Origin of the sequence: Aeromonas sobria, assembly GCF_006243315.1 — a bacterium.
Taxonomy (GTDB): Bacteria; Pseudomonadota; Gammaproteobacteria; order Enterobacterales; family Aeromonadaceae; genus Aeromonas; species Aeromonas sobria_A.
Genome location: NZ_NKWE01000040.1, coordinates 24,918 through 40,874, shown reverse-complemented (window position 1 = coordinate 40,874; position 15,957 = coordinate 24,918). Strand labels below are relative to the sequence as shown.

At 60.7% G+C, this 15,957-nt stretch carries 15 protein-coding genes and 1 tRNA gene; 7 read left to right on the top strand and 9 right to left on the bottom strand.

Annotation, left to right across the window (positions count from 1 at the left end; translation table 11 throughout):
• Positions 1-8: 8 nt before the first annotated feature.
• The 7 genes from CF137_RS13205 to hinT form a co-directional block, all read right to left on the bottom strand.
• Positions 9-443, bottom strand: a complete 435-nt coding sequence (locus tag CF137_RS13205; protein ID WP_101347480.1) for a hypothetical protein — start codon at positions 441-443, stop codon at positions 9-11.
• A 95-nt stretch (positions 444-538) separates the two neighbouring features.
• Complete coding sequence (locus tag CF137_RS13200) at positions 539-1,396, bottom strand: DUF6279 family lipoprotein (RefSeq protein ID WP_101347479.1); 858 nt, start codon at positions 1,394-1,396, stop codon at positions 539-541.
• Positions 1,397-1,399: 3 nt separating this feature from the next.
• Positions 1,400-2,257, bottom strand: coding sequence for a phosphotransferase (locus tag CF137_RS13195; RefSeq protein ID WP_139719557.1), 858 nt, complete (start codon positions 2,255-2,257; stop codon positions 1,400-1,402).
• Positions 2,247-2,843, bottom strand: a complete 597-nt coding sequence (lpoB, locus tag CF137_RS13190; RefSeq protein ID WP_101347477.1) for a penicillin-binding protein activator LpoB — start codon at positions 2,841-2,843, stop codon at positions 2,247-2,249. The genes CF137_RS13195 and lpoB overlap by 11 nt, the downstream gene beginning before the upstream one ends.
• Positions 2,843-3,241: a YcfL family protein gene (locus CF137_RS13185; protein ID WP_042022171.1), complete on the bottom strand. Its 399-nt coding sequence runs from the start codon at positions 3,239-3,241 to the stop codon at positions 2,843-2,845. Before CF137_RS13185 ends, lpoB begins: the two co-directional genes overlap by 1 nt.
• 95 nt (positions 3,242-3,336) lie before the next feature.
• Positions 3,337-4,773, bottom strand: a complete 1,437-nt coding sequence (locus CF137_RS13180) for a COG3014 family protein (protein ID WP_162515935.1) — start codon at positions 4,771-4,773, stop codon at positions 3,337-3,339.
• The gene (gene hinT, locus CF137_RS13175) at positions 4,773-5,123 is read right to left on the bottom strand and encodes a purine nucleoside phosphoramidase (protein ID WP_139719555.1); all 351 of its coding nucleotides are present in this window, start codon (positions 5,121-5,123) and stop codon (positions 4,773-4,775) included. The genes CF137_RS13180 and hinT overlap by 1 nt, the downstream gene beginning before the upstream one ends.
• 251 nt (positions 5,124-5,374) lie before the next feature.
• On the opposite strand from hinT, the gene CF137_RS13170 reads away from it, so the two are divergent.
• Positions 5,375-7,387 (top strand): methyl-accepting chemotaxis protein, encoded by a 2,013-nt coding sequence (locus CF137_RS13170; protein ID WP_101321418.1) that lies wholly within the window; start codon positions 5,375-5,377, stop codon positions 7,385-7,387.
• Positions 7,388-7,457: 70 nt separating this feature from the next.
• Here CF137_RS13170 and CF137_RS13165 read toward each other — a convergent pair whose 3' ends face one another.
• Positions 7,458-8,333, bottom strand: coding sequence for a 6-carboxytetrahydropterin synthase (locus CF137_RS13165; protein WP_162515934.1), 876 nt, complete (start codon positions 8,331-8,333; stop codon positions 7,458-7,460).
• A 79-nt stretch (positions 8,334-8,412) separates the two neighbouring features.
• Here CF137_RS13165 and CF137_RS13160 point away from each other — a divergent pair, with 79 nt between their 5' ends.
• From CF137_RS13160 to CF137_RS13145, 4 genes are all read left to right on the top strand, one after another.
• Positions 8,413-9,756, top strand: coding sequence for a dihydroorotase (locus tag CF137_RS13160; protein ID WP_139719553.1), 1,344 nt, complete (start codon positions 8,413-8,415; stop codon positions 9,754-9,756).
• 112 nt (positions 9,757-9,868) lie between these two features.
• Positions 9,869-9,945: transfer RNA gene (locus tag CF137_RS13155), tRNA-Pro, on the top strand.
• A gap of 257 nt (positions 9,946-10,202) precedes the next feature.
• The gene (locus tag CF137_RS13150; RefSeq protein WP_139719551.1) at positions 10,203-10,634 is read left to right on the top strand and encodes a CC0125/CC1285 family lipoprotein; all 432 of its coding nucleotides are present in this window, start codon (positions 10,203-10,205) and stop codon (positions 10,632-10,634) included.
• Positions 10,635-10,837: 203 nt separating this feature from the next.
• Positions 10,838-12,097 carry a dicarboxylate/amino acid:cation symporter gene (locus tag CF137_RS13145; RefSeq protein ID WP_101324324.1) on the top strand — a complete coding sequence of 420 codons (1,260 nt, stop codon included), beginning with the start codon at positions 10,838-10,840 and terminating at the stop codon, positions 12,095-12,097.
• 82 nt (positions 12,098-12,179) lie between these two features.
• Here the strand turns inward: CF137_RS13145 and CF137_RS13140 are convergent, their stop codons facing one another.
• Positions 12,180-12,782, bottom strand: coding sequence for a DUF924 family protein (locus CF137_RS13140; RefSeq protein ID WP_139719549.1), 603 nt, complete (start codon positions 12,780-12,782; stop codon positions 12,180-12,182).
• 264 nt (positions 12,783-13,046) lie between these two features.
• On the opposite strand from CF137_RS13140, the gene CF137_RS13135 reads away from it, so the two are divergent.
• Together CF137_RS13135 and CF137_RS13130 are read left to right on the top strand one after the other, a co-directional pair.
• Positions 13,047-13,967: a DUF808 domain-containing protein gene (locus CF137_RS13135; RefSeq protein WP_139719547.1), complete on the top strand. Its 921-nt coding sequence runs from the start codon at positions 13,047-13,049 to the stop codon at positions 13,965-13,967.
• 175 nt (positions 13,968-14,142) lie between these two features.
• A complete protein-coding gene (locus tag CF137_RS13130) occupies positions 14,143-15,939 on the top strand; it encodes a M3 family oligoendopeptidase (RefSeq protein ID WP_162515933.1) in 1,797 nt (598 codons plus the stop codon).
• Positions 15,940-15,957 lie beyond the last annotated feature (18 nt).

The window sequence follows — 15,957 nt, the reverse complement described above, 5'->3', positions numbered from 1 at the left end:
CCTCGGGGTCAGGCGGTCAGAACGCTCTGACTGAAGCGGTATTGCAGATGTTGGCGGTGCAGCCGGTGTCGATGGATGGTGCAAAAGCGATCGCGAAAGCTGCGCTGGTGATAAATCTGGGCGGCCAGTATCAGCCAGCCGAGCAACAGCAACAGGATGGCCTGGGTAGACCAGCTCTGGATCAGCTCGTAAACCACCTCTTTGGGCAGGTCGTCACTGCGCAGGGATTGTTCCAGCCGCAGCAGGTGATTCTGATGGCTGGCGACAAACTTGATGATGCCCTCATCGCTGTCACTAGCCTGATTGAACACCAGCGTTTGTTGCGGTTCACTGTGCGAAAAAGTGGGTAGCAGTGAGCCTTCCATCCGGGTGATGGAACAAAGCAGAGTGAGGGCGATAACCAGGGTTACCAGCACCAGTTTGGCTTTGTCGATAAGGCGCAAGCAGTGAATTCCACAAAAAGAGAGCAGGCAAGCTACCACACTCATCGGGCCAGAACAAGGTTGTGGCCCGATGAGTCCTTGATGGATGAGGGGGTTCAGTGGCCGGTCATCTGGTCAAAATCGCGGGCGTAGCCCTTGAGCAGAGTGTAAAGATGAGTTCGCTGGGCGAGATCCAGTGACTGACTCATGGCGCTCAACCAGTTGACGGTGCGTTGACGCGACTGCTCGGTATAGCCGGTAAAGCGGCCATCCATCAGGCCATCTCCCTCGGCCAGTAGATCAGTCAGCTCACGGGTAAAGTCGGGACTCTGGCGCTGCTTCATCAACCTCTCCAGCTCCCGGGTCCAGGACTCCTGAAAATCGAGCCAGGGGGGCATCAGCTCGTATTGCCACTCGGCCCACTGGGCCACCAGCGGTGCCTGAGCCGGTTTTACCTCGCCAATCCAGAACACCAGCCGCTTGTTCATCTTGTCGCGAAACTCCGCCAGCATCTGCTCTTTGGGCTGGGTGGCAAAGTCGTGTTGCCGCTCCTGTTGCCGCTTGACCCGATCGGTCATAAAGCGGGCCACCTGATCGTCGGTCAGGGTGCGCGCCAACCTGACCGCGCGGGGAATGGTGTTTTCAAGGGTGCGGGTCAGGCTCTGCTGCACCGTATCCAGATTGGTCGAGATCTGCGCCGGGGTCATGGGGCTGGCAATGGCTTTGGCCAGCGCGTCGAGATCCCTGGCGTAGCGGGGCAGCTCATGCTGGCGGTGCCAGGCCATCAGCCCCTTCACTTCGCGGCTGAGCAGATCTTTTTGCGAGTAGGAGAGGGCAAAGTAGTCATCCAGCTGCCAGATGATGGCGGTATCGAGCCAGTAGTAGATCACCCGGGTGGAGCAGCCGGTCAGCAGCAGGCCGATCAGCAGCAGACCCCAGGTTTTCGGCTTGTGCCAGCGCACCTTGTTTATCATCTGTTACTCCAGTCGTTGCCGGTTGATGGCGATCAGGGTGTCATAGTCAGGTGAATCGTCGGGTGAGGCCTGTTGCTCGGCCATCAGCAGGGCCCAGAGCAGGCCGATGTAGTCGACCCAGGGTAAAAATGCCTCGCTCTGAAAATCGGGCCGCTCATGACGCGGGAGCGAGCGCAGATAGTGCTCCTCCAGCGCTTCGCGCCGCTCGGCGGGCCATTCATGGGTGCGCTGGATACTGGCCAGCTCAAAGCCGGGATGCCCTGTCGCACCATACTCCCAGTCGATGACCCAGGGTCTGCTTCCCAACAAGTTAGCCGGATTGAGATCGTGGTGGCAAGGGCGCCAGCAATCATCAGGCTCACGGCTGGCGAGCAAGCTCCGCTCCAAGGCGGGCAGCCAGGAGGGGATATGGGCCAGTCGGGCGCGATAGCCCGCGGCGTGGGCCCGTACCGCCATCACCACCGTGGGCAGCGGCAGGCGGTGCAGCTTGCGCAGCACCTCAGCCAGCAGGCGGGGTTGTTCGGCCGCCGGTGGCGCCGCGAGCGCCCAGTTGGGCTCATCGCACCATTCGAGCAGCATCAGGCCGCTGGCGGGATCGCCATAGTGGCAGGGCAGCGCCAGCCCTTCGGCCATCGCCCCCTGATAAAGCTGCCACTCGGTGGCACGATCGATGCCAAGGCGCAGCGGATCGGGGTGGCCCTGACGCAAAAAGTAACTGCGCCCCGAGGGGAGGCGCAGTCGATAGTTGCTGTTGGTGAGGCCAGTGCCCAGCGGTTCCAGCTGCCCGTCCCGCCAGGGGGCGGGCAGACTGGTCAGCAGCGCATCACAGACGCCCGTCAGCGGGATCCCGTTACCAGCCAAAGGTGGATTTCTTCGCCTGTTTGCGGATCTCTTTCTGATCGGCCCACAGCAGTTCGCCGTTTTGCAGATCCATCAGGTTCATGGTCATCTGGTAGTAGACATCCTTCACCTTGCCATTGTCTTTGACGATGCTGGAGAGGTTGCCATAGACCATGTAGCGAGCACCGGTCTGCTTGCCCAGCCGCACCATGGAGGCCGGATCCACCATGCCGCTGCTCTGCTGGTATTCGAGCTGCTGTTTGACGGCGGCCACCTTGCTCATGTCGACGAAGCGGAAGGTGCCAGAGCGCAGCAACTTGGTGCGGATGGTGTCGGTGATTGCCTCGGTATCGATGTGCTCGGAGGTCTTGTTACGGATGGAGTCCATAAACATCACCGGACGACCGCCTGCGGTGATCTCGCGGGTGGCCGGGGAGGCGAGCATGGAGTCCGCCATCTTGTCGGCGATGGCCTGCAGATCGCTTGAGCCGTAATCGACGGTGACGGTTTCGGTTTCAGTGGGATCGCCATAGCTGACTGTGGTGCTGGAGCAGCCCCCCAGCAGCAGGGTGCCGGTCAGGATCAGCAGGGCATGATTCATTTTCATCAGTTGGATTCCTCAATCACTTCACGTACGTAAATCCGGTAACCCTGCGCCGCCGGGCTGGGCGCCAGGGCCGAGAGGGTGCGGGTCTGATAGCCATGCAGCTTGATGGGGGTCCAGCCGCGGCCATCGCTGGCGACCTCCTGACCGGCCTCATCATACCAATAGAACATGTATTGCAGCTTGTTATCACCGCGCTGGGTGCTGGCGGCGGCCACATTGACCTGCAGCAGGCCGTTTTGCTGGCGGCGGCTGAGCTCAGTCAGGGTGACATTGACATTCTGGTGCTGCTCCAGCGTGGGTGCGCCGCCCGCCGGGCCATAGAGCGCAATGCCGGAGGTATTGGTGGCGCAGCCGCTGAGCAGTAGCGCGAGCCCGAGGGCCAACCCGTATGCTTTCATCTTGCTCTCCTTAAATCGGGGTGAGTGGGGTAGCGCGTGAGCCTGCCCGTTAATCGTCTCGTTCATCTGCGTTGGCCATGTGTTCAAACATGCGTTCAAAGCGGCATCACCCGGGTGGTCAGACCGGCGCCGAGGCGCTGTACCCAGACCAGGGTGGTGCGTCCCTGGTGGATGGTGAGCGGCAATTGCCGCTGGGTGGCACCAGCTCCCAAGGTGAGCTGAACGCTGCCTGCCGGCAACATCCCCTGCCAGCTGGCGGCCTGCGCCGGCAGTGTCAGCCAGCTGCGGGTATCGGCCCGCTCGGAGAGGGTGTTGAAGATCCCCACCAGAATATTGCCCACATCGCCCCCCTCTTTGGCGGCGGTGTGACGCATCTGCTCTTTGGCCACCAGTCGCAGCGCCTGACGGGTCAGCATGCCGGGCAGCCGCTCTTGCAGATCTTTGGCCGCCAGCGCTTCCAGTCGTACCAGCTCGCTGGTCTGTTCGACCCGTTTGCCGACTTCCACCGTCAGCGGGCCTGTGTCGCTGGCCCGATTATCGTAATAGGGGATGGCGACGGTAAAGGTGCGAAAATCGCCGCGGGAGGTTGAAATGGGCAGCGGCAGGAACAGTTCGCGCCGCGCCGGGATCAAGCCATCTTCAAACAGCACCACCAGCTGGCCTTGATCCTTGGCCAGCGGCGGCGCCTTGCGGCCCACCTTTTTTTCGGTCGCGCGGATCTCGTCCGGTGAGCCACGTAGCCGCGCCAGTCGCAGCAAGGCATCTTGCAGGCTGCGGTTGTCCGGCGCTATCTGGTAGCCGCGCTGATAATCGACCCAGGCGTCGTTGAGATCCCCCGCCGCCTCATAGAGCACGGCGGAAAAATAGAAGGTGTAGGCGTTCTGAAAACCGTTCTTGACCTTGCCGATCAACCGGTCGAGATCCGGTGCGCCGCGCGACATCAGCTGGCGCATCTCGCCTTCTGCCGCGGCCTCTTCGCTCTCATCCTTCGCCTTGCGCACCTCGTCGGCCCGCCGTTTCAGGGCCTGCTCCTGCACCTGATTAGCGCGGCGTACCTCCACCAGCGCGCCATCGGCATCACCTCGTTGCAGGTAGTTGAGGGCCAGATAGTGGTGCAGCATGGTGCGTTCGTAATCGGGGGTGCGATAGGCCATTGACTGATCGTTGGTAAGCAGGCTGCCCACTTGATCCAACCCCTGGCTCAGCCGATATTCGGCTTGGCTATCCTCCCATGACAGACGACTGTCGGCTACGGTGAACGCCTGCTTGCTGCCCGCATCCTGACCGGCGAGCCAGGCGATGCGCCCCTCCTCAAGGCGATCGAGGACAAAGGTGTCATCCCCGAGGGTGGAATCACGCACCTCTGGCAGCGCTTCGGCGGCATGACCCAGCAGCAGCTGGTTGCGCAGGGGCACCATCTGATCGGAGTAGGAGACGAACATATCCTGCCAGCGGGAGGCACAGCCCCCCAGCAACAGCAGAGAGCCGCAGAGCAGCAGGGCGCTGCGGCAGGTTGCGAGGTGGCGATTCATTACAGGCTGAGCAACGGCCCCAGCGGCTCGCCGCCGACCAGATGCATGTGGATGTGGTAGACCTCCTGCCCGCCGTGGCGGTTGCAGTTCATGATGAGGCGGTAGCCATCTTCGGCAATGCCCGCGTCGGCGGCCAGCTTGCGGGCCACGGTGAACATCCGGCCAAGGGCCAGCTCATGTTCGGCTTCCACATCGTTGACGGTGGGGATCAGGATGTTGGGGATGATCAGGATATGGGTTTTGGCCTTGGGCTGGATATCCCGGAATGCGGTGACCAGATCGTCTTGATAAAGGATGTCGGCGGGGATCTCTTTACGGATGATTTTGCTGAAAATGGTTTCATTCGCCATTGCTAACTCCCTTATATGAAAAAGAAAATTGAATTTTAGCCCCGAGAGGCTCCCGACAGGAGGCGAGCCGCTCCGCAAGTGTGACACAAGCCGACATTTGACACCGCCAATGCCCAATTCCCTTCAGTTACTGTTAAAAATACCGATAGCCGGAGGGACGTCATCTGCACTGCCTGTTCAGGGTGGTCTGCAGGGTATCAAAAGGACGGGGTACTCAGGCAAGGGACTTTTGCATATACAGCGGGACAATAATGAAACAAACAATGTCAAATCTCTCCATTTTGCAGCGCGTCTATCTGGGCTTCGCTATTTTAGTGGCCGTGATGGTGGCCAGTTCACTGCTCACATTTCGCAGTCAGCAGACCCTGGGGAATGCGCTGGATCAGGTCACCCAGCAGTCGATGCCGCTGGTGATCGCCAGCAGTCAGACCCAGATCACCCTGCTCAGCGCCAACAAGTGGCTGGGGGATGTGCTCACCGAGCAAGATCCCAAGCTGTTGCCCGCCGAGGTGGCTGAGTTAAAACAGGCCAAGGCCGAGGTCGACAAGACGCTGGGCACTCTGCGCCAGCAGCTGGCTCATCATCCTGAGTTGCAGGGGGAGATGGGTGCCCTTGGCCAACAGGTCGACCGCTATCTGCAACTCACCGACACTCTGCCTGGTGAACACGAGGCGTTGCTGGCCCGACTGCACAAGGTCAATCTGGCCAAGGGGCAGTTTCAGGTCAGCCTGCCCCAGTTCAAGAAGAGTCTGGGTGACATGATGATCACCATCGACGACAGCTTCATCAAGATGCTCTCCGAGACCCTGACCACCAAACTCTCCGCTATCGAACTCTCCACCATGGATGCCCTCAACCAGACCATTCCGGCACCCATCGAAGGGGCGCTCAAGCGCAACAAGATGCAGATCGAGGGGTTCAACAGCACCATCAAGGATCTGCAGGGGGAGCTGAAGAATTTCGACAACGACATGGGCCACTATGTTCACGGCTTTGTGCGTGACACTACCGCCAGCGAGGGGGTGCTCTCCCAATATCTGGCGCTGATGAAGCAGCAAGAGCAGATGCGGGAGAAGAGCAAGCAGGCCAGTGCCCTGATCGTCGAGATCCAGCATCGGCTTGAGCAGATCACCGGCCAGAGCCAGCAGTTGATGGGCCAGAGCATTGCGCACGCCAGAGCGGTGCAGAGCCAGAGCACCCTGACTCAGGGGGCCAGCATTGTGGTCGCCATCCTGATCGCCATGCTGGTGGCCTACACCCTCGGCAAGGCCATTCGCCGTCCGCTCAAAGAGCTGCTGCAGGTACTGACCTATGTGACCCGGGGCGACATGACCCAGCGCATCGGGTTTCGCAGTAACAACGAATTTGGTCAGTTGGCTAGCCAGATCAACCTGCTGATCGCCCAGATGGGGGAGGTGCTGGCTCAACTTTCACAGGCATCGACCCAGCTTAACGATGCCGCCCACGGCAACCGCCACACCACCGAAGCGGTGCGGGCGGATCTGGAGAAACAGCGCCAGGAGACCGCCTCGGTCGCCGCGGCCATGACCCAGATGGAGGCCTCGGTGCGTGAAGTGGCGCAGGCGGCCAACCAGACCCTGGAGCGGGTGCAGGATGTGGAAAAGGCCTCCGAAATGGGGCGCAAGGTGATGGCAGGTAACATCACAACTACCCACCAGCTGGCGGGCAAGTTGCAGCAGACCGGCAAGGTGATTGGCGATGTGAGCGCCATGAGCAGCCAGATCGGCAACATCCTCGATGTTATTCGCGGCATTGCCGAACAGACCAATCTGCTGGCCCTCAACGCCGCCATCGAAGCGGCGCGGGCAGGGGAGCAGGGGCGCGGCTTTGCGGTGGTGGCGGACGAAGTGCGCAGTCTGGCGGGCCGCACCGCGCAATCCACCAGCGAGATCCAGACCATGATCGAGAACCTGCAGCAGGGGGTCGCCAAGGCGGTGACCGTGATGCAGGAGTGCTCCCGCGAGATGGACAGCTGTGTCGATCAGAGCTCTCATGCCAACAACGCCATGGAGGAGGTGCAGGGGATAGTGGTGCTGATCAGCGACATGTCGAGCCAGATCGCCTCAGCCGCCGAGCAGCAGCAGGCCACCAGCGCCGATATCGCCAACAACCTCAACCGCATCTCCGATATCTCGGATCTCAACTATCAGGGAATTGAGCGGGTGGCCGAGACCAGCCAGCAGCTGGACTCCCTTGCCGAGCAGCAGGAGAGCTTGGTCAAGCGCTTCCGCCTCATCGCCTGATGAGTCGACACTTAAAACACCAAGGCCCCGCAGATGCGGTGCCTTGGTGTTAATGGGGTTAGCTGAGCGCTTAGGCGTAGGCAATAGCGCCTTTGCCGACACCTTCATAAGCGACAATCTTGACGAACTTGTCCCCCACCATCTGCTTCACTTCGCGGGCGATGTAGCAGGCCAGCAGCTCGACCGTGGTATCGGTGTCGATCATCTCCACCTCGACGGCGGGAATGGCCAGCTGGAACAGCCCTTGCGGTGCCACATATTTGAAACCCAGATGGTGAGCACCCAGCTGGGCATTGGCGCGAGAGCTCAAGGAGAGCTCGGTCAGCGCTACCTTGTCCTCTTCGGTGCCGAGGTAGATATCGCCCCAGCGTTCGGCCCAGTTGAGTTCCAGTTCATCATCGCGCTCACCATCGACGTGGATCTCGATGGGAGAGCGGTGGCCGTGGGCGATGCGCTGGCAGTTGCCATCGTGCTTTTTCAGGCCGTGGCTGTAGTGGTAGAAGGCGCCGGTGATCGCCTCCTGACGCAGGGTCAGGGAGATATCCTTGATATTGTCCGGCAGCCGTTTGGCCAGTACCGCCAGCAGGTAGCGGGTCACCGACTCTTTATCGACATGGGGGGCAGGGATAAAGGCAAAGCCCTGGGTCGGGCAGCGCAGGTGGATGGAGCGCTCCTGGCGCAGCAGATCCACCGTGCTCTCGTCACCGTCCAGGGTCTCGATGTGGATCAGCGGGCAGCCGGTCGGCACCAGCAGCTTGTGATCCACCTCTTCATCGATGATCGATTTGATCAGCTTCTTTACCCGGCCAAAGTCCAGCAGCATGCTCATTTCGTTGAGCTCACCGCTCATTTCGATATCTACCAGCCAGCTCTCACCCACCATGCCGCGGCGTTCGCACAGGTAGCTGGAGTCGATCACGGTCAAATCTCTTACAAATAACTTCATCAGTCAGGCCTTGCTATAGCGAAAGGGCAGTTTGCGATATTATGACTCGCGATTATCGGCAAAGGAACTGGAACCCCCCATGAACAAACTGCTTATCAAGAATGCCACCCTGGTCAATGAAGGCCGCATCTATGCTTCCGACGTATTGATTGAGGGGGAACGGATTGCCCGCATTGCACCCGATATCGAGGCGCCGGATGCGCTGGTCATCGATGCCGCAGGTCGTCACCTGATCCCCGGAATGATCGATGATCAGGTCCACTTCCGGGAGCCGGGGTTGACCCACAAGGGCACCATCGCCAGTGAATCCCGGGCCGCCGTCGCTGGTGGCACCACCAGTTTCATGGAAATGCCCAACGTTAATCCCCAGACTACTACCCTCGATGCCCTCGAAGCCAAATACCAGATCGCCGCCAACTCCTCCGCGGCCAACTACAGCTTCTATCTCGGCGCCACCAACGACAACCTTGAAGAGATCAAGCGTCTTGACCCTAAGCAGTCCTGCGGGGTCAAGGTGTTCATGGGCTCCTCGACCGGCAACATGCTGGTGGATAACCAGGAGACCCTGGCGGCTATCTTCCGCGACTGTCCGGTTATGATCGTCACCCACTGCGAAGACACCCCGACCATCGCCAAGGCGGAAGAAGCTGCGCGGGCCAAGTGGGGCGAGAATGTGCCGATGGGCGAGCACGGCCGCATTCGCAGCGACGAAGCATGCTACAAATCCTCCAGCATGGCGGTGGCGCTGGCGAAAAAATACGGCGCCAAGCTGCATGTGCTGCATCTGACCTCCGCCAAGGAGCTGTCGCTGTTTACCGCCAGCCCGGATCTGAGCGAGCTGAAAGACAAGAACATCACCGCCGAGGTGTGTGTCCATCATCTGTTCTTTAACGACACCGATTACGACACCCTTGGCAGTCAGATCAAGTGCAACCCGGCGGTGAAGAGTACCGCCGATCAACACGCGCTGCTCGATGCGGTGCGCAATGATGTGCTCGATATCATCGCCACCGACCACGCCCCCCACACCTGGGAGGAGAAGCAGAACAGCTACTTCAAGGCGCCGTCTGGCATTCCGTTGGTGCAGCACTCCCTGCAGGCACTGCTGGAGCTCTATCACAACGGTGTGTTCAGTCTGGAGACCATCGTCAAGAAAACCTCCCACGCGGTGGCCGAGCGCTTCCAGGTGGAGGATCGCGGTTATATCCGCGAGGGTTACTTCGCCGATCTGGTGCTGCTGGATCTGGGCAAGCCATTTGTGGTCAACGATGACAATATCCTCTACCACTGTGGCTGGTCGCCCTTCAACGGCTACCGCTTCCATAGCACGGTGGAGATGACCCTGGTGAACGGCCAGATCGCCTGGCAGAACGGTCAGGTCAGTGACGGGATTTTAGGCAAGCGGCTGACCTTTAACCGCTGATCGTTCGTAAAGCAAGCGAACGCACCATAGACGGGGTTTTGCTCTCTTTTCCTTGTTGACAGGGCGGGGTCATCTCCATAAACTCTGCCCCCGTCAGCCGAGCTGACTCCGTCGGTGTGTAGCGCAGCCAGGTAGCGCATCTGCATGGGGTGTAGAGGGTCGGAGGTTCGAATCCTCTCACACCGACCAAATTCCCCGGTAAAGGCCTTGTCAAACGACAAGGCCTTTTCTTTTGCGCGCAATTCGGCGCCGGTGTGTGGCCCAGACAGGCAGGAGCGGCGGGTCGAGCAGGCGAGTAGAGGAAACAGATAGAGGATACGGGCAGAGGAAACAGCCACTGTGATTGTGCCGCCACCGGGGGTTGTGCTGTAGTAACGGCTCCGTTGCCCACATCCCAGCCGAGGTCCTCTGTGCCTGCTCTCCTGTCAAAAGCAGTTTGTCTGCTGATGCTCACCCTGCTGCTGGTAGGCTGCGCCACCCCTTACGAGAGTCAAAAGTCGTTCTGGAACGGCCAGACCGGTTTCTCCCAGACCCGGCTTGGTCCCGACAAGTGGCAGCTGGAGTTTGTCGGCAACGACCTGGTAGACAGAGAGACCGCCCGCAAATATGTGCTCAAGCGGGCAGGAGAGTTGGCGCTGGCAGAGGGCAACTCCTGGCTCAAGGTCGATGAGTTGACCATTACCCGCGATGCCGTCAGCGTGACCCCATCACGGCCGGTCTTCGGTTTTGACGAAGATGAGCCGGATCTCTTTATGGCCCAGATGCAGGTGCAGCACCGTATCTCGGCGCTGCTCACTTTCCGTTTGTTGCCACAGGCTGTCGATCAGCAGAGTCTGTCTGCTAAATATCTGGCAGAAATAAAAACAAGCAGTGATTAATAGTGCCTTTTTGCAAGATCCATATCACATACACCTAATGACAGCATAAAATTCTAGTCAAGCCTCTGGATTTAGCCCCTGCTTTTAGGCATTCTCCCAGCATACCGGCCGCCAGGAATCAACGGCCCGGATCACAAAAACGGACTGTAGTGGCTCCCACGCCATTGTTTACGGCTTGCACCAATCAAACCCGGGACTCCCCCATGAAAATGAATAAACTGACGGTTGCCATCCTCATCGCCATGATGTTTGGCATCCTAACCGGCCAGGGCTATCGCATGTTTGCCGCAGATCAGGCGGCGGATTTTGCCAATAACATCACCATCCTCACCGATATCTTCCTGCGACTGATCAAGATGATCATCGCCCCGCTGGTGTTCACTACCCTAGTGGTCGGCATCGCCAAGATGGGCGATACCCGCACTGTCGGCCGGATCGGCGCAAAAACCCTCGGCTGGTTCATGCTGGCCTCCCTGATGTCCCTGAGCCTGGGTCTGGTGATGGTGACCTGGATGCAGCCGGGTGTGGGTCTCTCCCTCTCCCTGCCCAATGACACCGCCAGTTCAGGGATTGCGGCCGGTGCCATTAGCCTGAAAGATTTCGTGACCCACGCCATTCCCAAGAGCGTGGTCGAGGCGATGGCCACCAACGAGATCCTGCAGATCGTGGTGTTCTCGCTGTTCTTCGGTCTGGCTGCTGCCGCGCTCGGCGATCTGGCCAAGCCGGTGGTGGTGCTGATGGCCAGCGCCGCCGAGATCATGCTGAAAGTGACCGGTTACGTGATGAACTTTGCGCCGTTCGCGGTGTTTGGTGCCATCGCCGCCATGGTCGCCAAAGAGGGGCTGGGTATTCTGGTCACTTACGGTAGCTTTATGGCCCAGTTCTATATCGCGCTGGCCTGCCTCTGGCTGCTGCTGATCGCCATGGGCAGCATTTTCCTGCGTGGTCGCGTCATCAAGCTGCTGGCGATGATCCGCGAACCCATCTTGCTGGCCTTCTCTACCGCCAGCTCTGAAGCCGCCTATCCGAAAACCCTGGATCGTCTGGAGAAGTTCGGGTGTGACAAGCGCATCGCCAGCTTCGTGCTGCCGATGGGTTACTCCTTCAACCTCGACGGCTCCATGATGTACTGCACCTTCGCGGTGATGTTCATCGCCCAGGCGTATGGCATCGAGCTCTCCATGGCCCAGCAGATCACCATGCTGCTGCTGCTGATGGTCACCTCCAAGGGGATGGCCGGGGTACCGCGCGCCTCCCTGGTGGTGATTGCCGCCACCCTCAACCAGTTCCATATTCCGGAAGCGGGCATCCTGCTGCTGCTGGGTATCGACCACTTCCTCGACATGGGCCGCTCTGCCACCAATGTGCTGGGTAACGCCATCGCCGCCAGCGTGGTAGCCAAGACCGAAGACAGTCTGGGCGAAACCGACGCGCTGGGTGACGGTGAACCGGCCAAGGCCTAACCATGGCTTGAGCCGACCACAAGGTTGGTTGCACGAAAAATCCCCGTCATCACCATGACGGGGATTTTTTATATGGCGGGTTTTAGAATCCCGAGCCCGGTTGCTGCAAAAATGCCGCCTCTTCCGGCGTGCTGGTGCGACTCAGTATGTCGTTGCGATGGGGGAAGCGGCCAAAGCGTTCGATGATCAGCTGATGGCGGCGGGCAAAGTCGGCAAATCCTGCGAAGGTCGCTTGTGCCGGAGTGCTGGCTTGCTCGGCAGCCAGTGCTTCGAACAGGGCCACGCTTCTGGCCTGCTGTTCGCGGGATTCGGCATGCTCCAGCGGCAGATAGAAGAAGACCCGCGCCAGTGGCGAGAGGGATTTGTCTGCCCCGATGGACACCCCTTTCAGGCAGAGATCCCGTGCCAGCGGATCCTGGGCAAACGCTGCTGGCGTGCCGCGATGGATATTGCGCGGCAGCTGGTCGAGCAGCAGGATAAGCGCCAGCCTGCCGTCCGGTAGATCGGCCCAGTGGGCGAGGGAGCCCTCGGCTGCGGCCTGTGCCAGCTCGCCGAAGCGGCTGGCCAGCAGGGCATCCGTTTCGCTGTTTTTTCCCCACCAGAGCGGGGCTTGCCGTTTGGCCCGGATGGCGTCATCGGCCTCGTCGCCAAACCAGAGATCGAGCAGAGGTTGCCAGGGTTGCATGGGAACTCCTTGGATGTGATGCAGAGGTAACCAAGATCAAGAGGGAACCAAGATCAAATGGCTCCGGGGTGCTGCCGAAGCGGCGGCTTCTCGTTACACTGTGCCATCTTTTGCCGCAAATAATGACCCTTTGATGGCAGGCGCCTGTTTATCGGCGTTGCCTGTGACGATCGCCCCCCTGCACCATGACTCCTGCGGTTCGGGATGACGGTGGCGGGTGGCGATGCCAAGGGGGGGTTACCACTGATATAAGGAATCTTTGATATGGCCGGAACCAGTTTGTTGGCCCTGCTCGATGATATCGCCAGCGTGCTCGATGACGTGGCACTGATGACCAAGGTGGCGGCCAAAAAGACCGCCGGGGTGCTGGGGGATGATCTCGCCCTCAATGCGGAGCAGGTCTCCGGGGTGCGTGCCGAGCGGGAGCTGCCGGTGGTGTGGGCGGTGGCCAAGGGCTCGTTTCGCAACAAGCTTATTCTGGTGCCCGCCGCCATCGCCATCAGTGCGCTGGTGCCCTGGCTCATCACCCCGCTGTTAATGCTGGGGGGCGCCTACCTCTGCTTTGAAGGGGCCGAGAAGCTGGCGCACAAATTCCTGCCCCATGAGGGGAGCGAGGGGGAGGCACACACTGCCCCTATTCCCGACGATCTGGTCGCCTTTGAACAGCAGAAGGTGAAGGGGGCGATCCGCACCGATTTCATTCTCTCTGCCGAGATCATCGTCATTGCCCTTGGCACAGTACAGGGGGCGAGCCTTGCCCTGCAGCTCTCGGTGGTAGCGGGCATCGCCCTGCTGATGACGGTGGGGGTCTACGGGTTGGTGGGGTTGATCGTCAAGCTCGACGACATTGGTCTGCATCTGCTGCAAAAGCCCGATGGCAGCGCCCTGCGCCGCGCGGTGGGGCAGGGGCTGCTGGTCACGGCCCCCAGGTTAATGCACCTGCTGGCACTGGTCGGCACCATCGCCATGTTTATGGTGGGGGGCGGCATTCTGGTGCACGGCTGGCCCTTTGCCCATCACCTGATTGAAGGTGCTGCCGCCGTTGTTGCCACCCTGCCCACCGTAGGGGCCGTGCTGGCAGCGGTAACGCCGACCCTGCTCAACGCCGTGGCCGGTGTGGTGGCGGGTCTGCTGCTGGTTGCGGTGATGACGCTGGTGAGCCGCCTTACCCCGGCCAAGGGATAAGTGAGCTTGCGGGCTCTTTTCTCTCTTTTTCCTCTTTTAATTTTTCTGCCTGCGGGCTGGTGCTGCCTGCAGGATTTTTCTGTCTGTGGGCTTGTTCTGTCTGCGGGACGCGGAGCCTCGGGCCCGGTGCCCGCAGGCCTGTTGCGCCTCCCGATGAAGGCCTTTGCGAGAAGCTATGTATCAACAACAGTGGAATAACGACCATATCTACCCGGGCCTCGACAGCCCCGAGCTGGAAGCGGACATGAGCGCTGCCCGCGGCGCGCTGGGAGAGCTTGCCAGCTATATGACGGGTCTGGGCGGGGTGCGCGGCGATGACGCTGCGCTGCAGGATTTCTTGCGGGAAGTGCGGCTGCGCGCCCGTGATATTCGCCATATCGGCTGGAACGTCGCCATTCTGGCCGCGTGTCGCGGCAGTCAGGATGCGCGGGATCCGCAGGCCAAACAGCTGGCGTCTCGTGCCCGCGCCCTCAATGCCGATCTGTTCAAGACCCTGGCGCCGGTGGAAGATCTGATGCTGGCGCTGCCGGAAGAGGAATTTGCTGCGCTGATGAGGGATCCGCTGCTCGGCGAGGAGGCGTACCGCTTGCGCCATGAGCGTCGCTTGCAGGATCAGCGCCTGCCGGTGGCGGCGGAGCAGTTGGTGATTGGTCTGGGCACCGATGGCCTGCACGGCTGGGGCAACCTCTACAACGATCTGGTGGGCAAGATCCGCTTAACCATTGATGGTCGCGAGATGGGGCTGGCCGAGGCGAGCAATCTGCTCTCCAGCCCGGTTCGCGCATTGCGTCTTGAGGCGTTTGACGCCATTAGTGCCGGTTGGCAAGGGGAGCAGGAGACGGTCGCAGCCATCCTCAATGCCCTCAACGGCTGGCGGCTGGAGCTGGCCCGCCAGCGCGGCAAAACCCGTTTGCTCGATGCGCTGGATCTCTCTTGCCACCAGAGCCACATCGAGCGCACCACCCTCGATGCTCTGATGAGCGAAACATACCGGGCCCGTGGGCTGGGTCAGCGCGCCCTGGGGCTGATGGCCGCGCGGCTCGGTCTTGACGAGTTGGGGCCGGAGGATCTCTTCGCGCCGCCCCCTGCCGCCAGCAGCCGTGACATTCCTTTTGATGAGGCGATCGCGCTGATTGCCGATGCCTTTAGCCGTTTCGATCCCGAAATGGGGGAATTTGCCCGCATGATGGCCGAGAAGGGGTGGATTGATGCGGCCCCCACGCCCAATCGCCGCACCGGCGCCTACTGCACCAAGTTTGCCGCGCCGGTGGAGCCGCGGGTCTTTGTCACCTATGCCGGTACCATGGACAACGTCATCACCCTGGCCCATGAGCTGGGCCACGCCTGGCATAACTGGGTGATTCGCGATCTGCCGATGAGCCAGCGCAGCTACCCCATGACGCTGGCCGAAACCGCCTCCATCTTCGCCGAAACATTGGTGCGCAGCGCCCTATTTGAACAGGCGCAAAGCCCGCAAGAGCAGCTGGCCATCGCCTGGGCGGAAGCCGACGGCGCCGCCACCTTCCTGGTCAATATCCCGGCCCGCTTCGATTTCGAGCAGGCGCTGGTAGCGGAACGTGCAGATGGCTACGTGTCTGCCGAGCGGCTCAAGGTGCTGACCGACCAGGCGTGGGGCCGCTGGTATGAGGGGAGCCTGACCCGCTATCACCCGATGTTCTGGGCCGCCAAGGCGCACTTCTCCATCGCCGGGCTCGGCTTTTACAACTACCCCTATCTGTTTGGCTATCTGTTCAGCCTCGGGGTCTATCAGCAGTTGATGAGCCGCAAAGCGGCAGGGGAAGAGAACGTGGCACAGGCCTACCGCGCCTTGTTGCGCGATACCGGCCGGATGAGCGCCGAAGATTTGGTGGCCAAACATCTGGGGCAGGATATCCGTGAGGCTGCCTTCTGGCAGGGGAGTCTGGCACCGGTGGCGCAGGCGGTAGAGCGCTTCGAACAGCTGCCCGCCTGATTGGCTGAGTGGTGATGT